Genomic DNA, 20176 nt, shown 5'->3' with positions numbered 1-20176 from the left:
CATGGGTGATCTCCTTTTGTGAGAGTCGTGGATAACATGTGCCACACTTTTACATTAGGGGATTTTTTTATGGTTTGAAAGTCTAAATTCACTTTTTTTTGCTGATTATTCATGTCAGGTTTAACGCATGACTAGTGTTCCCAGAAGCCTTATTTGGGGCAAATGAAGGCTTCTAAAATTCTAACGATCCCCAGAAACGTTATTTGGCTGATTATGCTGGGGAAAACGCTATCATAGAGGCTTTTCAGGGAAATAAGGTTGCTCAGATTCGTTAGAATTCCAGCAACGCTAAATTTGGACGAATAAGGTTATCTGGAATCGTTAGAGTTTGGGAAGCGGGGGAGAGGGAGGTGCCACGGCATGATTTACTTGTTTTTAAAGGAAGGGCTGAACGTGAATCACGTTTAGCCCTTCGAGCAGCGCCCTTCGATCAGCGTTGCAAACGATGGAGGACGATTAGCTGCTGGAGTGCTGTGCTTGTTTGGAGAGATAGAAGCGATGTAAATGGCAAGCATCAAGACCGCTTCAGGCTAACAATCAGGTCTCCGCTGGCTGTTTCGCTTCAAGCTGCAATAAAGAGAAGCCGTATGCTGCGAGATCCAGGGTTAACTTGTTCTGTCTGGCTTCTACCGTAGAAGAGGTGTGCAGATCACGCCAGACGTTATGATTTCCGAACGCCAGCTCCAGCTTACGAGGCTCATCACTGGCATTGAGCACCAGCAGCACATGTTCCCCCGTCTCCGAATCTACACGCTCCATAGCGAGACAAGGGTCGCCTGCTTCGGCATAAACTATGTTGAGTTCTGCGCTAGGTAAGGCGGGATGCTGTTTGCGCAGCTCAATGGTACGTGTGAAAAATTCGAGTAGTTCGCGGTTCTGCTTGCTTGCATCCCACTCCATACATTTGCGGCAGCCCGGATCGTATCCACCGTCCAGTCCAACCTCATCCCCATAATATACGCAAGGTGCACCCGGATAAGAGAAAAGCAACATTACGGCCAATTTCATCTTCCGCACATCCCCATCACACAAAGTCAACAGACGTGGTGTATCGTGACTGCCGAGCAGGTTAAAGGCTGCTTCCGTAACAGACTTTGAATACGAGGCGAGCAGTTTGCCAATTTCGTTCGCGAATCCAAGCCCATCCAGCTTGCCATGCACGGTGTAATCCAGTACAGAGTTGGTAAAAGGGTAGTTCATGACTGCATCGAATTGATCTCCTTGCAGCCACATCAAAGAATCATGCCAGATTTCGCCAAGCAGATAGGCGTCAGGTTTGATCGCTTTGACCGTCTGCCTGAATTCGCGCCAGAACTGGTGATCCACCTCATTGGCCACATCCAGCCGCCATCCATCGATATCCATCTCTTCGATCCAGAAGCGTGCTACCTCCAGCAGATAGGCTTTGACGTCGGGGTTCTCTGTGTTGAGCTTTGGCATAAGCGGCTCGAATGCAAAAGTGTCGTATGTCGGAATGCCATCCTCTACACGTGGCGGCCAATCCTTGATGTAAAACCAATCCGCATAAGGGGAAGCAGGACCATTTTTCATGACATCGACAAAAGGAGGAAACTCTCTTCCCGAATGATTAAACACGGCATCCAGCACAACCCGTATACCACGAGCATGGCAGGCATCCACAAGCATTCTCAGCTGCTCATTCGTACCGAACTGAGGATCGACCTTCAGGTAATCAGCAGTATTGTATTTGTGGTTGGTTGTAGCTTCAAACAGCGGGCAGAAATAGATCGCCGTAATCCCCAGTTGACTCAGGTGGTCGAGATGATCCATCACCCCCTGCAGGTCTCCACCAAAGAAATTGACCGGTGTAGGCTCACCGCCCCATGCTTCTGCACCAGCTGGAGTCAAAGCAGGATCGCCATTCGCAAAACGTTCGGGGAAAATCTGATAAAAAACAGCATCCTTAACCCATGCAGGTGGCTCAAAAATATCAACCGGATTCATGAATGGAAAATCAAACATTTCCAGCGGATGCTCTGGCAGTGCCTGCTCAAATCCTCGTTCTGTCATCCACACAGATTCTTCCCCTTGGATAAGCTGAAAGGCATAACGCAGTCTGCGATACGGCGGAGATGTCTCGGCCTCCCAGTAGTCAAACATCTCGTCACGGGCAAAAATCCGCATAGGAATGTGCGTTATGGTCCGGTCCCAGGCATATTTGTCACCTGTAATCGCAATAACGGCATCCAGATCCCCTCGTTTGGATCGTAAGCGAAGATGCATGGTGTTACGGTTGTACGCATAAGACCAGTTCAGTTTGGGACGGTGGTAGATCGCTTCCAACATCATGAAAATCACTCCTTGGCACATGGATATAAAAGCAAATCAGGCTACAAACGCGGCTAAAAATGCTACTTGAAACGCAAAAAAGGCACAGCCTCTAACGTTCACGAGGTTGTACCTTTCGGCAGCATAGCCTTTGGATTATATCGCTATTATACGAATTGTTTTTGCAAAAGAAAACACTTTTTTTCCTTATTTATCAATTAACCGTTATACAGAGGACAGGATTAAAACTCATACCCCAGCTTTTCTGCGTATTTCTGAACTTCTTTAAGATACTGCTCAATGCTCTTCTTACCCACAGCAACCTTGTCATTGCCCTGTTTGAGGAACGTGCTGTTCACCTTTGTTTTGGAAACAGCCTTTTTGAACAATTGATAGGCTTCCAGCTGTGCGTAGCTGCCTCTGATCAATTTATCATGAATTTTTTTCAGCTCCGCATTTTCCGGCTTGATCTGCTTCAGCATGGAAACATACTTCGTGTAATTTGGAATAGCTGTATTGTTTAATGTCAGAAAGAAAGATTTACGATTCGAAGAGGTGATGTATGTACTTCCGCCTATGGCGTCCAAAGCTTTCTTTTCATAAACACCAGCAGCGTCCAGTGCATCAATATAATCCAGAAGATCCTGCTCTTCTGCCGTTAGCTCCTGTGCTTCCGGGCTATCATTATCTACGTTGACTTCTTCATCTGAAGTTACTGTTGTGCTGTCCGCTGCTGAAGCATAATGCCCGGCTGGAACAAATACCCCGCCTAACAAGACGATACTCATCAGGATCGATAGAACCCAATTCTTTTTCATGTTAACTGTCCCCTGTCTCTATAAATGTGATTTTATACCAAGGGATAATCTAACATATAAGCAGGCTGAAATACAGTAATTATTTAGAAAATATAGCTTATCCAGTCATTGTATAACTCCATTTTACTCATGCAAAAAAAGAGATAGGATGCATAATCATAAGTTAGTATGAATATCTCATTTTTCACAAACGAAACGAAAGAAGAGGGAATATTGGAACAAAAATAATAAAGATAAATTTTACATATATGGTTTTACGAAAATATAAAGTATGGATTCATATTATATAGGTTGATTCAAAATGCCTTTAATAGAGGCATTCTATAAGATGGAATGACCAAATAACATCATGAATGTTTTACCAAATTAAAGCTTGTCTAAATGAAAGTTCTCCATTACAATACAAATGATAATGAGATTCAATATCATTTAGGAAGAAAAGGGGAGAGACGTTCCATGTTTCAATTCAAGAAAAAATTATATATTTATGCAGCGCTTATTCTTATGATTTCGCTGCTGGCTGGCTGTGCCTCCGGAGGATCAGGCAGCACCAATACAGCAAGCTCTGCAACAAGCAGCAGCACCGAAGGCAGCACAGACAAAGATACCTCTGCCAAGGCAGCAGATGAGACCCGGGTCATCAAACATGCGATGGGTGAAGCCACAATTAAAGGCACTCCGCAACGGATCGTAACGCTGTTCCAGGGTGCAAACGATGTGGTCGTTGCTCTCGGCGTGAAGCCGGTAGGTGTCGTTGAATCATGGGTTCAGCAGCCGGTGTATGAATATCTGCGTAAAGACCTCGACGGTGTACCTCAAGTCGGTCAGGAATCCCAGCCGAATCTGGAGGAGATCAACAAGCTGAAGCCGGACCTGATTATTGCAACGAAGATCAGAGATGAAGAGATATACGATCAGCTGTCTCAGATTGCACCTACCGTAGTGACTGAAACGTTGTTTGATTGGAAAGAAACGTTGAAGCTGGTTGGGGAGTCCCTGAATAAAACGCAAGAGGCTGACAAGTTGCTCGCAGACTGGGAAACACGTGTCGCTGACTTCAAAGAGAAGATGGGCGACCGCCTCCCGATCGAAGCAACGATTACCAACTTCAGAGCGGATCAGGTTCGCATTTTCTATATGGGCTACGCGGGGAAAATTTTGAAGGAACTCGGCTTCACAAGACCAGCAGGGCATGATCAGGATACCTGGGGCGTGCAGCTGGCTTCCAAAGAGAACATCCCGGATATGAATGCAGATATGATATTTAATTTCAACTCGGGCACAGATACCGCTGCGATTGAGAAAAACTATAAAGATTGGACGAGCAGTCCGTTATGGAAAAATCTAGATGCGGTGAAAAACAATCAGATCTACCAGGTGGACGAGGTTGCCTGGAATATGGCGGGCGGATACACGTCAGCCAATATGATGCTGGATGATTTATACAAGATTTTCAACCTGAATAAGTAATAACAGCAGCAGGACCTGCCATGCACCAGAACATTCGCAAGCGAAGTGAATGGGCAGGCGGGTCCTTTTTCATTTTACAGATGAGAGAGTGAGTGTATGTTTCCCCTTTTTACCAAAGCGAGTGCCAAAACATACGGGTTGATCGCATTATTTCTGCTCATGCTGCTTGCGGCGTTTGCTAGTATGATGCTGGGTCGCACCCATATTACACTTCATATGCTCTGGCAGGTCTGGCATGCCTATGATGAAACTTCAGTTGAACAGGTGGTGCTTATGACCGAACGTTTACCGCGTACTGTCATTGCCGCTGTTGTAGGTGCAAGCCTTGCAGCTGCCGGGGCACTGATGCAGGCGCTGACACGTAATCCACTGGCATCTCCGAGTGTATTCGGAATTAACTCAGGTGCTATTTTCTTTATTGTGATTGCCGTTGTTGTGTTGTCCGTGTCCTCTCTGACCACGATGATGTGGTTTGGATTCGCAGGAGCAGCCATTTCCGCCGCTATTGTGTATGGTCTTGGCTCCCTCGGACGCGATGGACTGACACCGATCAAAATTGTCCTGGCGGGGACGGCCATCTCAGCCTTGTTTGCCTCCTTTACCCAAGCGATTCTGGTGCTGGACGGCACAGGATTGCAGGATGTACTGTTCTGGCTTGCCGGTTCCGTAAGCGGCCGAACACTGGAAATGCTGTATCCGGTTCTGCCGTACATGGCTGCGGCCGCGCTAGTGTCTCTTTTTATGGGGCGGGCGATCAATCTGCTCTTGACCGGGGATGACATTGCCAAAGGCATGGGACAGAATGTTTTGCTGGTTAAGGTACTGATGGGCTTTGTGATTGTCCTGCTTGCAGGTGGATCTGTTGCGGTAGCAGGTTCTATTGGACTGGTTGGGCTGGTTGTCCCCCATATCATGCGTGCCCTGGTTGGCAATGATTATCGCTGGCTTGTGCCATACTGCTTCGCAGGCGGAGCCATTCTGCTCATGTCTGCCGATGTGGTGGCAAGGCTGGTTATTGTGCCGCAGGAGGTGCCGCTCGGTGTAATGACGGCTCTGATTGGCGGACCTTTCTTCGTATACATTGCCCGTAAGGGGGTAACGAAGATATGAAAAAGATGCTGACGTATCGTAATAAAAAGGATACCGTGTCCATGCAGGTGGAACGCAAATCCATGCTGGTCATCTTCGTGTGTGTCATTCTGTTTCTGGCTGCCGGCATTGTCGGAACAAGTCTAGGCAGTGACTTTATTGCGCCGTGGGATGTGCTGCAAACGATCCTGGGACTGAACGCAGGCGAGCATGATTTTGTCATACTTACGCTGCGTTTGCCGCGTGTATTGTTATCGCTGCTTGTAGGTGCTGCACTTGGCATGTCGGGTGCACTGTTACAGGGCATTATTCGCAATCCGCTCGCTTCACCTGATGTGATCGGTATAACAGGCGGGGCTGCCGTAGCTGCGGTAGGATTCGTATCATTGCTGGGCGGAGCTTTGAGTATCAAGCTGCTGCCGCTATTCGCGGTCATCGGTGCGCTGGTCACGGCTTTCATCATTTATGTGCTGGCCTGGAAAAAGGGAGTTACACCGATCCGGCTTGTGCTGATTGGCATCGGCGTATCGGCCATAACCGGGGCAGGCACAACCTTTATGCTTATTTTGAGTCCGTTCTATACAGCCACTCAGGCTTATATCTGGCTGACGGGCAGCATCTACGGTGCCACCTGGACGGATATCAAGACGATACTGCCTGTTGTTGTCATTGTTGTGCCGCTGGCCATCTGGTTAGCCCGAAGCCTGAATGCACAGGAATTTGGGGACGATCTGGCTACAGGGCTTGGCGTCAAGGTGCAGTGGCATCGGTCTGCGCTGCTGTTATGCAGTGTGCTGCTTGCGGGAATTGCCGTGTCGGTAGCCGGGACAATCGGGTTTGTCGGTCTGATTGCTCCGCATATCGCAAGAAAGCTGGTTGGGCGCATGTTTGGCAGCCTGCTGCTCGTGTCCGGTTTTGTCGGAGCGTTACTTGTATGTGCGGCTGATCTGATTGCACGAACGGCATTTCTGCCGCTTGATGTTCCGGCCGGGGTATTTACCGCAGGAATTGGCGCACCGTTTTTCCTGTATCTGCTGTTCAAAAATCGAAATCAATATTAAGGAGGAGAAGCCGTGAGTATTCTGAAGGCCAAGGAGCTTACCATCTCCTATGGAGCAGAGCCTGTTATTGAGAATTTGAACCTGACCATTCCCAAGGGAGAAATCACGGTGCTGATCGGCAGCAATGGCTGCGGCAAGTCTACACTGCTGCGTACAATGGCAAGATTGCTGAAAGCCAGTGCGGGTACCGTGCTGCTTGATGGCGAAGAGATCGCGAAGCTGCCGACCAAAGAAATTTCAAGACAAATGTCTATTTTGCCGCAGGGGCCTACGGCGCCAGAAGGGCTTACGGTGAGCCAGTTGGTTCGCCAGGGGCGATATCCACACCAGACATGGCTGAAGCAGTGGTCGCGTGAGGATGAGCGCATGGTGGAGCTGGCTCTGGAATCCACGCATCTGACGGCTCTGGCTGATCGGCCGGTAGATGCCCTGTCAGGTGGTCAGCGTCAGCGTGCATGGATTGCCATGACACTTGCCCAGGGAACAGAAACACTTTTACTGGACGAGCCTACAACGTATCTGGATATGACCCATCAGATTGATATTCTGGATCTGCTGTTTGAGTTGAACGAGAAGGAAGGGCGTACCATCGTGATGGTGCTGCACGACCTGAATCTGGCCTGCCGCTATGCACACCATATTGTGGCAGTGCATAACAAGTCAATCTATGCGGAAGGTAAACCGGAGGACATTATTACTCGCGAGCTTGTGCGCAACGTTTTTCAGATGGAATGTGACATCGCTGTAGATCCGTTATTCGGTACGCCGACCTGTATCCCGCACGGAAGAGGAAGGAAGCTGAATGCAGAGCAGCGTCATTATACACAGCTTGCTAGATGAGCGGCAGGTTTATGTATCATTAACTGTTAGAGCGGCTGCGACGAGTATATCCGTATTTTGTTTAACGTTGTCCAAGGTGCAAACGAACATTCAATCCAACACAGCATTTTTCTGAAAAGGCATGCAGGCTTCAGGCCTGTGATTCTGTATATTTTTTGCATGAACTACAACTCACATATCCCCCACGCAGTTACAAAACTTCGTTATTACGGCGATAACAGAACAGGCGAGTAGAAGAACATTCAAGTTATAACTCGCCCGTTTTGTTATGCCTTTTTTTGATCCCTACAAACAGCTCAGTGTGAGAGGCCTCTCTTAAAAGAACTATTTTTACCTTTAAAGTTTTATATTGACAATCTGTTGAGAATTGCCATAAAATAGATTTTGTATGATATTGATAATCATTATCAATAAATTCAACCGATGGGAAGGTCGGATATGAACTTCATGAGCACAAGTGATTCCGTATTTCCGAAAGTCATGAAAAACCTGCAGAATCGGCTGATTTTGCATAAAGCGAGAGAAATGGGCATTCGTTGTGAACCGCTTGTGGATGGATGCGAGGATTTCCTGAAGCTGTCACTGGAACACAAGCAGGTCATCATTAACAAAACAAGAACACATCGTCTGCCGCTGATCGCCGGACTGCTTGCCAAGAACAAACAGGCGAGTAATTTGTTTCTGCAAGAGCAAGGGATGCCAGTCCCTCCACATATCGTTGTAACAACGATGGGTCAAGAAGCGGAAGCTTTTCTGGGAAAGCATGGCTCCATCGTGGTCAAACCACTGGATGCCAGCAGCAGTCAGGGGGTCACACTGGATGTGCGTACCGATGCTGAGCTGAACCAGGCCATTCAACTCGCCGCCGGGTTCGGCAGCGGAATACTGCTGCAGCAATATGTCATTGGAACGGATTACCGGGTGCTGATCATTAATGAACAGGTTGCGGCAGTCAACCAATACCGACCTGTGTATGTTACCGGCAATGGCAACTCGTCTGTAAGGGAACTTATCGAGATGCTGAACGACAGCCGAATGATGGAGACGGAAATCGGGAGGGTTGAAGCTTTTCCCGAGATTGAACTGCATCATGAGTTGGCAGTCGTACGTTTGTTGAACGTTCTTCACAAGCAAGGTTTAAGTCTTGATGACGTACCCACTGCGGGGAAAGAAATCGAACTGTATGATCTTCGGAATTCGGCAGCCGGGAAGATTAGTGAATATTACCGTGATTGTACGGAGCATATCCATCCTGATAATGCCCGCATGATGGTTCAGGCTGCAAGGGCACTCCGGATCGATGTTGCCGGCATAGATGTGCGCTGTAAGGACATCCGTGTTCCTCTGACATCCGCACAAGGAGGTATTTTGGAGGTGAACGCTTTGCCGGATCTGACACATCATGTTTATCCGCATGGTGGGACAACAAGGGACGTTGTACGTCAATATCTGGAATATGTATGTTACAGTTAACGGCCGATAGTTAGCGGTAATTAACGTTTAGATATCCCAGGAGCTGAAAGCTGCGCTAACGGCTCGTATCAGGATCATGTTCTCAATGACCAATAGATCAGTAAAGAACCCGTTTAGTGCTATATAAATTAAATGATTCATTTACACGATAACGGAAAGGACAGAAAAAACCTGAAAAAGCGGAGCGGTCGCCTGAAAGCTTTCTGCAAGAAAGCTACATCGGAAGCATACGCTTATCACCGGATTTTTCCCTTTAGAGAAGGGAATTCAAAAAAATCTGGGGATAACCGCTACTCTCCAGGTTATTCTGTCATCGGAGAGGAATGTGTAAAATCTTTAGTTCAACTTATATGCAAAGAACCAGTACAAAGCAAATGAACAGGCGTTCTATGGCCTGAATTGATGATAAGGGGCGTTTAACAGTTATGTCAGTAGAGGTACAGACCGATTACCTGAAGCTGCTGCATGAGAAGGAGTCAAATGCGCGAGCATATTCCCGGCATTTTCCGCTCGTCATCCGTAAGGCACAAGGCATCCGGATTACAGACACGGAAGGCCGTGAGTTCTATGATTGCCTGGCCGGTGCGGGAACGCTGGCGCTCGGGCACAACCATGAGACGGTTGTAAACGCCATTCGGGAAATGCTGGATCAGCAGATTCCGTTACATACGCTGGATCTGGCTACACCGCTTAAAATTTCGTTCATGCAGGAGCTGTTTTCCATGCTGCCTGAGGAGATGCGGGATACGTCGAGAATCCAGTTTTGCGGTCCAACCGGGGCAGATGCTGTGGAAGCAGCGATCAAGCTGGTGAAACATGCGACAGGCGGAAAGTCCATTCTGGCGTTTAGCGGCGGGTATCATGGTTCAACTCAGGCAACGATGTCGATGAGCGGTAATCTGAGCAAAAAAGAACAGCTGCAAAGCCTGCTGCCAGACGTGCATTTCCTGCCATTTCCGTATGAGTATCGCTGCCCCTTTGGTGTAGGTGAAGGCATGACTGCCCGGTTAAGCGCACAGTACATCGAGAACCTGCTTCATGATTGCGAGAGCGGGATTGCAGCGCCATGCGGTGTGATTGTGGAGACGGTACAGGGCGAGGGTGGGGCGATTCCCGCAAATCTGGAATGGCTGAGAGAGCTGCGCCGGATCACGGCAGAACGTCGTATCCCGCTCATTATTGATGAGGTACAGACGGGCATTGGTCGAACAGGTCGTATGTTTTCGTTTGAGCATGCAGGTATTGTACCGGATGTCATTATTTGCTCCAAAGCGGTAGGGGGAAGCCTGCCGATGTCTGTTGTGATCTATAAGGGAGAGCTGGATCAATGGAAGCCAGGGGCCCATACAGGTACATTTCGTGGCAATCAACTCGGCATGGCAGCGGGGCTGGCTACGCTGCGATACATCCGTGAGCATAATGTGCTGCATAATGTGAAGCTGCGCAGCGAGCAGTTTATGACAAGGCTGCAGGCGCTGAAGGCACGTTTTGCAGAGATTGGTGATGTTCGCGGCCGGGGATTGATGATCGGTGTAGAGATAGTTAATCCGCAGGGCGGTAAAGATCGTCTTGGACATTACCTGCAATATGGGGAGCTGGCCTCTGTCATTCAGCAGCAGTGCTTCCGTAACGGACTTATTGTGGAGCTTGGCGGACGTCATTCGGCAGTTGTGCGTTTCCTGCCACCGCTGAATATTACTGAGAAGGAAGCGGACGAGGTGCTGGCGATTTTTGAACAATCGGTAGCCGAAGCCGTCGCTATCACATCCACGGTGCACTGAACATGCTGAAAAAATCATTGCTTCGGCGGCATACGGTATTACTGGCTATTCTGCTTGGAGCCTTTACCCTGGTGCTTACCAACAGTGCATTTAACCTGCTGCTGCCTTATTTTATCGAGCATCATCACATCTCCACCACCGTAGGTGGCTGGATTATTGCGCTGTACATGCTCGCCATGACATTAACGATGCCGCTGGCCTCCCTGATCGTAGATCGGCTGGGACGCAAGCGGACGTACATGCTGGGGATTGCCATCTATGGAGGCTTCTCCGTGCTGGGGGCGCTGTTTCATACTTCAATCGAGGTGCTGCTGGTGGTTCGGTTCATGCATGGTGCTGCTGCCGGCCTGATGATTCCGCTATCCCTTGTGCTGCTGTTTGACGTATATGGACCGGAAGTGCGGGGACGCATAACGGGCGCGTGGGGGCTGCTGCTTATGCTTGCTCCGGCAGCCGGACCAACCTTGGGTGGTGTCATCATTCAGTATGGACGGCTTGAAATGCTGTTTTGGCTTAACGTGCCTCTTGCCTTTTTTTCGTTCATCGGATGTGCGCGAGTCATTCAATCCTATATCCCGGCTCGCAGAAAAAAGTGGCATGCTTCCAGCATGCTGCGGCTGGTTATGGCGATTGGTGCATTCAGTCTGGGTGTTCAGGTATATGCCAGTCCCGGGATATCCCCCTGGATACCGTGGTCCGTAATTGCACTTGGCTTGCTCCTGCTGATTCGTTTTATCCAGGTAGAGAATCGACGTGAGGAACCGCTGATTCGTTACAAGCTGCTGCGAAGACAAGGAATATACCCGCTCACGGTTGTCATCTCCACGATTCAGGATTGTGTGATGTTTGGGGTTATTTTTGCGGTGCCGCTGCTTCTGCAGGAGGTATTTCAATTATCCCCTGCACTTTCCGGGGCATTGTTCATTCCACTGTCCATCTGCACCAGTCTGTTCATGTGGATTGGCGGTAATCTGCTGGATCGTGGCCGTTCGTTGCGATTTATCGCGTGGGGAACGCTGCTCGTATCGTTGTCTATCCTGACGTTTGCTTTTCTGCCCATGGGACCGCCAATCTGGATCATCGGTGTGCTGATGGCATGTCGCGGGATCGGTGTAGGACTGTCAGGCATGAGCATCACTTCACTTGGACTACAGGCTTTGCCGGAGGAAGACATGCATGAAGGATCGGTGTTAAGCACGACGATTGAACGACTGGCTTCATCCTTTGCAGTCATGGGTATGACGCTGTATTACGATATGCGCTGGCAGTCGCTGGCCGGGAATGGCAGAGCTGTGGATTTGGCTAAATGGGGTGCTCTTCAGGAAATCTGCATCGGTCTGGGGTGCGCCATCCTGCTGACGCTGCCTCTTGTATTACTTATAACCCGAAAGAAGGTAGGCATCCTTGTTCAAAATGGAAATCAAACGCAAGTCCAGGGCGGCGCAGCAGGCCGATGAACATACATGCAAACTGCTGCTGAACTGTTATGTCCGTGAGCTTGGGCCGGAGAGAACAGAGCAGATACAGGTCAGCCCGGATACGCTGACTTTTTCGATCTCTTTTCCATGCAGCGGCGTAAAGGTGACAGGAAAGCTATCCTACTATTCGGCTATGGGGGAGCATGAGTACGTCACCATGAACAGTGACGGCAAAACGGTCCATTATCGTGATCTGGTACGCTGGATTTCCGCTGAGGTTGTCGATCAAACAGAACACGTTAAGGATCGGATCAACGATTTTGTTCATAAGGTGGAGAACAGTGTATCCAATCTGACCTTGTATATGGAGCAGGGGGCTGGCGGCGACTTCCATAATTACATCACGTCCGAGCAGTCTTTGCTGTACGGGCATCCATTTCACCCTTTTCCCAAAAACTCAAGCGGTTTCACCACACAGGATGTGCACCAGTACAGCCCGGAGCTTCAGACCTCGTTCCAGCTCTGTTATATCGCCGTAAGGCAGGATGTGTATACAGACGAATGGGTGGAGCACGCAGATAAAATAAATCTTCAACCCTTGCTGGCAAGCTATGACCTGCCTGTGTCCAATGAAAAAATGAGCATGTACAGGCTGCTGCCCGTCCATCCATGGCAGTATGAGCACATCTCACATCTGGATGAGGTTCAGACCTATATCCGTGAAGAGAAGCTGCTGCTGCTCGGCAGGACAGGACCACTTGTTTATCCAACGTCCTCTGTCCGTACGGTATACGTGCCAGACTGGAACTGCAACATCAAGCTTTCTCTGAATATGCAGATTACCAATATGATTCGAACGAATAATGCCGAGCAGATGCGGCGAACTTTGGATGCGTCCAGATATGTGTGGCAGCAGGGGTGTTTTGCTGCTGAACCGCAGACACACATCGCGTATGAGACAGGTGTGGCAACATGCAGGTTTGAGGATGAACAACTGACAAGCCTGTTCACCATCGCTTATCGACCGATTGAGTTTGATCCTACGAATACGTATGTGTTGTCCAGTCTGGTGGAGTCGCCGTTTCCCGGGGCACCATCCCGGCTGATCACCATACTTGAGGATCGTGCTGGCAGCCTGGTAGAGCAATGGTTTGAGCGTTATCTGAACTGCTCTTTACTACCGCTGGTGAGGGCGGCTGATGAGAAAGGCATTCATTTTGAAGCCCATTTACAGAACACATTGGTGACGCTGAAGCAGGGCATGCCGGTTGCTTTTATCGTGCGTGATCTGGAAGGAGTGAGTGTTGACCGGGAATCTGTAAGTGAACGACCTTATCATGAGCTGTTATTTTATTCGCGTGAACAGGCGTGGGCGCGGACTTCGTATTATTTTATCGTCAACCATCTCGGCTCATTAATTCATGTTCTGGCCCGGGATATGGGAGTGCCGGAAGAGCATTTCTGGATGCAGGTGCGTGATGCGCTGGAAGCAGAGCTGGCTCGAACAGGCAATATCTATGTACGGCATCTGCTGACCGCAGACGCTTTTCTGGCGAAGCAAAATCTGGTCAGCTGTCTCACGGGCATTAGTCAGACCCCGGCTTATGTGCGGGTACGTAACGTCATGAAATGTTTAGGGAGTGAAGCGCGTGAGATTCATGGATATCGGAACTGAGACAACAGAAACATTAACAGGCACAACAACAGGCACAACAGGAGCAGGCGAAACGGCGGGTACAATTGAGGATTACGTGCTTAATCACTCAAGTGACGGTCCAGTCCCCGTATACGTGGAGGTTCAGGAGCGAATCATGCGGCAGACGCTGGAGGCGATGTGGTTTGAGGGTATACTGGATTGCCAGGTAAACGGCAAAGAGTGGCGAACCAGCGGAACTGCGGCATCAGGCGAAGCTGTGGTGTACACCTGTGAAGCGGAGCAAAAGTTTTCGTTTGGCCGGGTGAAGGTGAAAAAGGGCTCCATTCAACGTGAAGGCGTTCATTGTACCGATCTGGACCGGTTTCTGGAGGAGCTGGTGCTGAACCACCTGAAGGGTGCACATGTATCGGCTTTTATTCATGAGTTGCAGGAAACGCTGGCTAAGGATAGTCAGTGTCGTGCGGCACTGCCCCTGAGTATTCCAGCCGAGGATCGTCACTATGATGCACTGGAAAGTCACATGACCGACGGTCATCTGTATCATCCAAGCTACAAGTCACGGCTGGGCTTCTCGCTACAGGACAATCTGGCCTACGGCCCTGAGTTTAATGCAGACGTTGCGCTCGACTGGATCGCGGTGAGAAAGGAACTCGCCCAAACGGCTGTATCCGGCGGTTACACGTGTGAGGCTCTGCTGGAGCAGCACCTGGCCGGGGAGGACAGGCAGCAGTTCCGTCAGACTCTTTTGGCCAAAACAGGTTCGCACGATATCAGTTCCTATATCTTGATCCCGGTTCATCCCTGGCAATGGGAGCATGCGCTTGAGTCCATATTTGCCCGGCAGCTGATGGATGGAGACATGGTGTATCTGGGGGCAGCTTCCTGTTTCTATCGTGCGCAGCAGTCCATTCGTTCCCTTTCCAGCCGGATGAATGCCAAGGCACCTTATATCAAGCTGGCTCTGAGCATAACGAACACGTCGAGCACTCGCATTCTTGCCCAGCATACTACGCAAAATGCCCCTTTAATCAGCGATTGGCTTGATCAACTGGTACGTGAGGATGAGCTGTTGCAGCAGGAGCAGTTTGCCATTTTAAAAGAAATCATGGGCCTTTCGTTCCGCTACGAACAACTGCCTGCCATTCAATATGGACGTGCTTACGGCACGCTCGGTGCGATCTGGCGTGAAAATGTATCCGTTCACCTGAACGCAGGTGAGACGGCCTGGCCGCTGAATGCCCTGATGCTGGTGCAGCGGAACGGAGTTCCTTTTGTACAGGAGGCCATCCAGCGGTATGGTGTGCAGGAGTGGGGGGAGGCGCTGGTTCGCACACTCACTTTACCGATTATTCATCTGCTGTATGCGCACGGGATTGCGCTTGAATCGCATGCCCAGAACATCATTCTGGTGCTTGAAAATGAATTGCCCAAACGCATTATCATCAAGGATTTGCATGATGGCGTCCGGTACGTGCCGGATCAGCTATTGCACCCGGAACGTGCGCCCAAGCTGCATCCCGAACCGGAAACACACCGTAAGTTCAACCGGTATTCGTTCATCTATGCTGATGATGTGTCGGAGGTGCGCGACTATACGTATGATGCATTCTTTTTTATCTGTATGACGGATATCGCTCTGTCACTGGAGCCGTTTGACCTGTCCGAAGAAAGCTTCTGGCAGCTGTGTGCGGGTGTCATTCTCGATTATCAGCGGCAGCATCCCGAGTATGCGGAGAGGTATAACATGTTTGACCTTTTTGCAGCGGATGCTCTGATTGAAGAGATGACCAAACGCCGTTTGTATGGAGATGGTGAGCTGTATTTCCGCAAAGCAAGCAACCCGCTCAAACGGGCCAAGGATATGCTCGAACAGAAGGCGGAAAGCTCATGAGAGTGAATACACTCAAGCAGAAGATCGCTCGCAAGCAGGAGGTATTTGGCCTGTTCGTCTCTATTCCGCATCCGATCATCATCGAGATGATCGGTCAGGCTGAATATGACTTTGTCATTATTGATCTGGAGCATACAACAACGTCTATGGAATCCGTAGAAGAACTGATTCGGGCGGCCGAGCTGGCTGAGCTTACACCCTTGGTACGCATCCCGAAGGTGGAGCGGACCGAAATTCTGAAGGTGCTGGACTGCGGGGCACAGGGCATCGTCATTCCCCATGTGGAAACGCTCGCTCAAGTGAAGGAGGCTGTGCATCATGCCTATTATCACCCGTTAGGCATGCGCAGTCTGAACAGCGGACGCCCGGGCGTATTCGGTAAATTCCCGCTTACAGATTACATTGCGGAAGCCAATGAACAGGTGATGATTGTGCCCATGATTGAAAGTGTGAAGGGTGTGCGGCAAAGCCCGGAAATTTTGTCTCATCCACAGGTGAGCTTTGTGCTGGAAGGGGCGGCAGACTTGTCGCAGTCGCTCGGTGTGCCATGGCAGACAGATCACCCTGAAGTGCAGGATGCACTGCGTACACTCCATGATACTGCACAGCAGTGTGACGTACCTTATGCCACGGTGACAAGGGGAATCAAGGACATGCAGGTATGGCGTGAACGGGATGTGCACATCTATGTGCTGGGGGATGACCGTAATACAGCATTTCGGGCATATGCCCAGAAGCGGAACGACTACAGAAATGCAGGTGGACTGACATGAAACCAAAGGTACAGCAAGCATTGCATGAAATAAAACGGGCAAACATGGACGACCCGGTCTGCGCATACATCTATGATCTGGCCGGAATACGTGCACAGGTGCGAAGCATGCGGGAGAAGATGCCTGTGAACACAAAATTGTTCTATGCGATCAAAGCAAACCCCGATCCGCGGATTATTGAAGCACTGCTTCCGTGCGTGAAGGGCTTTGAGGTCGCTTCCATTGGCGAGCTGCTGAAGGTGAGGTCGGTTAGCCGCGAGGTTCCGATTCTGTTCGGAGGTCCGGGCAAGAAGGAAAGCGAGCTGCGCCAGGCCTTGGAGCAGGACGTGAGCTATATCCATGTGGAGAGCCTGCTGGAGCTGCGGCGTATTATTGCCATTGCCAAGGAGCGCAGCGTAACACGTGATGAACATGGGCAGCAGTCGGAGCAGAGTGATGTTCGCGAGCCAGAAGAGCAAGTGCAGCAGCAATGGCGGCCAGCAGGGAGAGAAGCTGGTGAGCTAGCGGTTAAGCTGGCAGATGGACAAGTAGATGAGCAGGCAAGTGCGCAAGTAGGTAAACAGAAAGGTGAGCCGGAAGACGAGTCAGAACATTGTGCCGACAAGATGGTGTTGGAACAGCCAGAGCAAAAATGGGAGGTCGCAGGTCGCAGGGAAGAAGTGACTGAGGTTCGTGTGCTGCTGCGCATTAACCTGCGAAGCAGTGCACTGCCGCAAACGAAGATTGTGATGGGTGGCACTCCGAGCCCATTCGGTATGGATGAGGAGGATCTGGAGGAAGCCATCGAACTGCTTCGTGTGGAAGGCACGGGTGTGGTTCGATTGTGCGGCTTCCATTTTCATTCCTTGTCTAACAACATGGAAGCAGAGCTGCATGCCGAGATGATCGAGCTTTATTTGCAAAAGGTGGAACAATGGCAGCAGCAGTATCACTTGCAGGTTGAAGTTGTAAATGCAGGTGGTGGCTTCGGGGTGACGTATGATGGCAGTCCCGGCTTTGACTGGTCTTTATTTATGGAGCATCTGCAGCAGAGCGAGGCCAGAAAACGCCTTGCTAAACGCGGAGGAGAGCTGTTCTTCGAATCAGGTCGCCTGTTGGTTGCAGATCACGGTTATTACGCAGCAGAGGTCACGGATATGAAGCGCTCGCATGGACAGTGGTTTGCCATTGTGCGGGGAGGTACACATCATCAGCGTCTGCCTGCGTCATGGGGACACAATCATCCATTCCAGATTGTATATACAGAGCAATGGAAGCATGCGTTCAGCAGACCCGAATTAAAGGAAGAACGAGTCCACATTGCAGGAGAGTTGTGTACACCGAAGGATCGTCTGCATTCAGACGCAGAAGTGCACAGGTTGCGGGTAGGCGATATTGTCGTTTTTGTTAAATCCGGTGCGTACTCCTGGACGATCTCCCATCACGATTTCCTGGGGCATCCGCACCCGCTGTTCTACTATTTGACGGAGGAGGATGAACATGTCAACGCTAATTCAGTGTTCCAGTCGGCAAGCTGCTGAGCTGCGGGTATTGTCTGATCTTATGAATTGCCTGCTGGCGGAGCAGCTGCTTCCACTTGAAGGTCAATCTTTTGTAGAGCTTGCCCCTGCCCCTGCCCAGCTTCGAAATCTATACAAGGGGTATGAAGCTCAAGCAGAAAAGAGCACGGAGAAGCATCATACACACCATCACATGGTCGATGAGCAGAACAAGAATGAGAAAAGTTCCAGTGAGGATAAGTCTACTGCTACGGTAGATTTCTTTTTGGGTTTGCATACGGAGGGTGTACTATGCCTGGTGGAAAAAGGAGTAAGGCAGGCTATTCAGTGGGTTCCGGGTTCACCTGTTTTTGCCATGAAGGCGGATGGTAGCTGGAGTGAGATTTCCACGCCTGTCGAAGTGGCCCGAGCGGTGCTGCAGCGGGCATTGTCCCCTGAGGCTTATGCACAGCCGGGTGTGGCTGATTTTCTGGCAAGCGTGAATTTGGCTGTGGAGCAGTATGCACTGGGCTGGGATCAGGTGCAGTCGTTGGCTGAATGTACTCCGAAGTCTGCGTATGAGTGGTATGTAAAGGGAGAGCGGATTGCTGCGCTGCGGGACCGACCGTTCCATCCCTCCTCCAAAGCAAAGGTCGGATTCAGTGCTGAAGATGTTACCGCGTATGCAGCCGAGTTCGGGAAGGCGATCCGGCTGCGCTGGGTAGCAATCAAGCGGGATGCGGTGCAGCAGGGATGTGAAGGCGGCATGTCCATTCTGGATGTACTGTATGATTCCCAGCGGGAAGAGATGCAGTCGGAATACCTTCGCAGAGGTCTGAGCATGGAAGCGTATTTGCCAATGCCAGTCCATCCGTGGCAGCTGGAGCATGTTATTTTGCCTCGCTTCACCAAAGAGATCGTAGAGGGCACGATTGTTGTGCTGGATACACAGATTGGCGACGTATTGGCTACCTCATCTCTGCGCTCTATGGCTCAAACTGCAGAGTCTGCGCTTATGCTCAAGCTGCCGGTTAGTGTTCTGTCGCTGGGTGCAGCGCGTTATCTTCCGGTGGTTAAGCTGCTGAACGGGCTCGCCGGGGAACGAATGCTGAGACAGGCGGTGGCCTGTGACGAGACATTGAGAGACAAGGTATACATGTGTGAGGAGCAGAACTGGTGGGGATACATGCCGGATTCGATGGGGCTCTTCGATGATCATCCGCGGCATTTGGCGGCACAGATTCGTGTTTATCCCGCTGAGCTTCTGGACGATGCCTACCATATTGTTCCCATGGCTGCACTCGGCGTGAATCTGGACGGGCACCATCTGCTGAGCGAAATTGTGGGCAGAGAGCTGAGCACGGAGTGTGTGCTGGACTTCTATTCCGATATAGCGACCACGTTCTATGATATCGTCATGCGGCTGTTCAAGGTGGGCGTTGTGCCGGAGATTCATGGTCAAAATTGCTGTCTCGTGCTGCGGAATAACCAGGTGAAGGGGCTGCTGTTCCGGGATCATGACTCTGTGCGTCTGCATCAGCCGTATCTGGACAAGCATGGGATAGCCGATCCGGCATATCATATTCGCCCTGGATATTCCAACAGCCTGTACAATGAAACGATCGAGAAGCTGATCTTCTATGTGCAGTCTCTCGGGACGCAGGTGAATCTGGCTGCGATCATGGAGGCTTTGAGCGAAGTGTATAACATCCCGGAAACGGAGTTCTGGGATATCACGGAGCAGGCCTGGCGGGAAGCGCTGCACGCTGTGCAGCTTCCCGAAGCGGATCGTGCCGCGCTTGCTCGCGTTATTTTCGAGAGCGAGACGTGGCCTGTGAAGTTAGTTGTCCGTCCGCTGCTTGAGGCGGATGGGGTGCCAGGCGCAATGCCGTCGGGCAAAGGCCAGGGGTGGAACCCCTTTTACAAGGGATAGAGGAAGGATAAGTAAAGAAGAGATGGGATGAGATGACAGGGTGGATTTAGCAGGGATTTATCTCTGATGTAATGTATGATTGGAATAGATAGTTCAGAGGAGCGACGTAAGGCTGGTTCCCCGTTGTCATGTTGCAGTTAAATAGGATGTTGATGGTGGCTCTCTATAGGATATCTCTTCTTGGAAGAGAAATTTTATAGCGGGG

14 protein-coding genes are annotated in these 20176 nt (G+C 50.3%); 12 read left to right on the top strand and 2 right to left on the bottom strand.

What is annotated here, in order from left to right; translation table 11 throughout:
• Window positions 1-537 precede the first annotated feature (537 nt).
• Entirely contained in the window at window positions 538-2310 is a 1773-nt protein-coding gene (locus tag ACQSGY_RS25230; protein ID WP_427181410.1) for an alpha-glycosidase, read from the bottom strand.
• Window positions 2311-2531: 221 nt separating this feature from the next.
• On the bottom strand, window positions 2532-3107 hold the full coding sequence (locus ACQSGY_RS25225) for a hypothetical protein (RefSeq protein ID WP_427181409.1): 576 nt from the start codon (window positions 3105-3107) through the stop codon (window positions 2532-2534).
• Between the two features lie 456 nt (window positions 3108-3563).
• Here ACQSGY_RS25225 and ACQSGY_RS25220 point away from each other — a divergent pair, with 456 nt between their 5' ends.
• The 12 genes from ACQSGY_RS25220 (at window position 3564) to ACQSGY_RS25165 (ending at window position 19971) form a co-directional block, all read left to right on the top strand.
• Window positions 3564-4577: an ABC transporter substrate-binding protein gene (locus ACQSGY_RS25220; RefSeq protein ID WP_427181408.1), complete on the top strand. Its 1014-nt coding sequence runs from the start codon at window positions 3564-3566 to the stop codon at window positions 4575-4577.
• 96 nt (window positions 4578-4673) lie between these two features.
• On the top strand, window positions 4674-5687 hold the full coding sequence (locus tag ACQSGY_RS25215) for a FecCD family ABC transporter permease (protein WP_289375441.1): 1014 nt from the start codon (window positions 4674-4676) through the stop codon (window positions 5685-5687).
• Window positions 5684-6727 (top strand): FecCD family ABC transporter permease, encoded by a 1044-nt coding sequence (locus tag ACQSGY_RS25210; RefSeq protein WP_427181407.1) that lies wholly within the window; start codon window positions 5684-5686, stop codon window positions 6725-6727. The genes ACQSGY_RS25215 and ACQSGY_RS25210 overlap by 4 nt, the downstream gene beginning before the upstream one ends.
• Window positions 6728-6739: 12 nt before the next feature.
• Window positions 6740-7567: an ABC transporter ATP-binding protein gene (locus tag ACQSGY_RS25205; RefSeq protein WP_427181406.1), complete on the top strand. Its 828-nt coding sequence runs from the start codon at window positions 6740-6742 to the stop codon at window positions 7565-7567.
• A 438-nt stretch (window positions 7568-8005) separates the two neighbouring features.
• On the top strand, window positions 8006-9040 hold the full coding sequence (locus ACQSGY_RS25200; protein WP_427181405.1) for a hypothetical protein: 1035 nt from the start codon (window positions 8006-8008) through the stop codon (window positions 9038-9040).
• Window positions 9041-9465: 425 nt separating this feature from the next.
• Window positions 9466-10821, top strand: coding sequence for a diaminobutyrate--2-oxoglutarate transaminase (locus ACQSGY_RS25195; RefSeq protein WP_427181404.1), 1356 nt, complete (start codon window positions 9466-9468; stop codon window positions 10819-10821).
• Between the two features lie 2 nt (window positions 10822-10823).
• Entirely contained in the window at window positions 10824-12278 is a 1455-nt protein-coding gene (locus ACQSGY_RS25190; protein WP_427181403.1) for an MFS transporter, read from the top strand.
• Window positions 12235-13914 (top strand): IucA/IucC family protein, encoded by a 1680-nt coding sequence (locus tag ACQSGY_RS25185; protein ID WP_427181416.1) that lies wholly within the window; start codon window positions 12235-12237, stop codon window positions 13912-13914. The genes ACQSGY_RS25190 and ACQSGY_RS25185 overlap by 44 nt, the downstream gene beginning before the upstream one ends.
• A complete protein-coding gene (locus ACQSGY_RS25180) occupies window positions 13898-15787 on the top strand; it encodes an IucA/IucC family protein (RefSeq protein WP_427181402.1) in 1890 nt (629 codons plus the stop codon). The genes ACQSGY_RS25185 and ACQSGY_RS25180 overlap by 17 nt, the downstream gene beginning before the upstream one ends.
• A complete protein-coding gene (locus tag ACQSGY_RS25175; RefSeq protein WP_188594579.1) occupies window positions 15784-16560 on the top strand; it encodes an HpcH/HpaI aldolase family protein in 777 nt (258 codons plus the stop codon). The genes ACQSGY_RS25180 and ACQSGY_RS25175 overlap by 4 nt, the downstream gene beginning before the upstream one ends.
• Window positions 16557-18080: a type III PLP-dependent enzyme gene (locus ACQSGY_RS25170; protein WP_427181401.1), complete on the top strand. Its 1524-nt coding sequence runs from the start codon at window positions 16557-16559 to the stop codon at window positions 18078-18080. Before ACQSGY_RS25175 ends, ACQSGY_RS25170 begins: the two co-directional genes overlap by 4 nt.
• Entirely contained in the window at window positions 18040-19971 is a 1932-nt protein-coding gene (locus ACQSGY_RS25165; protein WP_427181400.1) for an IucA/IucC family protein, read from the top strand. The genes ACQSGY_RS25170 and ACQSGY_RS25165 overlap by 41 nt, the downstream gene beginning before the upstream one ends.
• Window positions 19972-20176 lie beyond the last annotated feature (205 nt).

The sequence above is a fragment of the Paenibacillus sp. TC-CSREp1 genome, assembly GCF_050171015.1.
GTDB classification, from domain to species: domain Bacteria; phylum Bacillota; class Bacilli; order Paenibacillales; family Paenibacillaceae; genus Paenibacillus; species Paenibacillus silvae.
This window is presented reverse-complemented; position numbering and strand designations above follow the sequence as displayed.

Bases quoted from the DNA above. Each gene is read 5' to 3' on its own strand.
- ACQSGY_RS25230 (WP_427181410.1), bottom strand. From the start codon at position 2,310: ATGATGTTGGAAGCGATCTACCACCGTCCCAAACTGAACTGGTCTTAT.
- ACQSGY_RS25225 (WP_427181409.1), bottom strand. From the start codon at position 3,107: ATGAAAAAGAATTGGGTTCTATCGATCCTGATGAGTATCGTCTTGTTA.
- ACQSGY_RS25220 (WP_427181408.1), top strand. From the start codon at position 3,564: ATGTTTCAATTCAAGAAAAAATTATATATTTATGCAGCGCTTATTCTT.
- ACQSGY_RS25215 (WP_289375441.1), top strand. From the start codon at position 4,674: ATGTTTCCCCTTTTTACCAAAGCGAGTGCCAAAACATACGGGTTGATC.
- ACQSGY_RS25210 (WP_427181407.1), top strand. From the start codon at position 5,684: ATGAAAAAGATGCTGACGTATCGTAATAAAAAGGATACCGTGTCCATG.
- ACQSGY_RS25200 (WP_427181405.1), top strand. From the start codon at position 8,006: ATGAACTTCATGAGCACAAGTGATTCCGTATTTCCGAAAGTCATGAAA.
- ACQSGY_RS25195 (WP_427181404.1), top strand. From the start codon at position 9,466: ATGTCAGTAGAGGTACAGACCGATTACCTGAAGCTGCTGCATGAGAAG.
- ACQSGY_RS25190 (WP_427181403.1), top strand. From the start codon at position 10,824: ATGCTGAAAAAATCATTGCTTCGGCGGCATACGGTATTACTGGCTATT.
- ACQSGY_RS25185 (WP_427181416.1), top strand. From the start codon at position 12,235: ATGGAAATCAAACGCAAGTCCAGGGCGGCGCAGCAGGCCGATGAACAT.
- ACQSGY_RS25180 (WP_427181402.1), top strand. From the start codon at position 13,898: ATGGATATCGGAACTGAGACAACAGAAACATTAACAGGCACAACAACA.
- ACQSGY_RS25175 (WP_188594579.1), top strand. From the start codon at position 15,784: ATGAGAGTGAATACACTCAAGCAGAAGATCGCTCGCAAGCAGGAGGTA.
- ACQSGY_RS25170 (WP_427181401.1), top strand. From the start codon at position 16,557: ATGAAACCAAAGGTACAGCAAGCATTGCATGAAATAAAACGGGCAAAC.
- ACQSGY_RS25165 (WP_427181400.1), top strand. From the start codon at position 18,040: ATGTCAACGCTAATTCAGTGTTCCAGTCGGCAAGCTGCTGAGCTGCGG.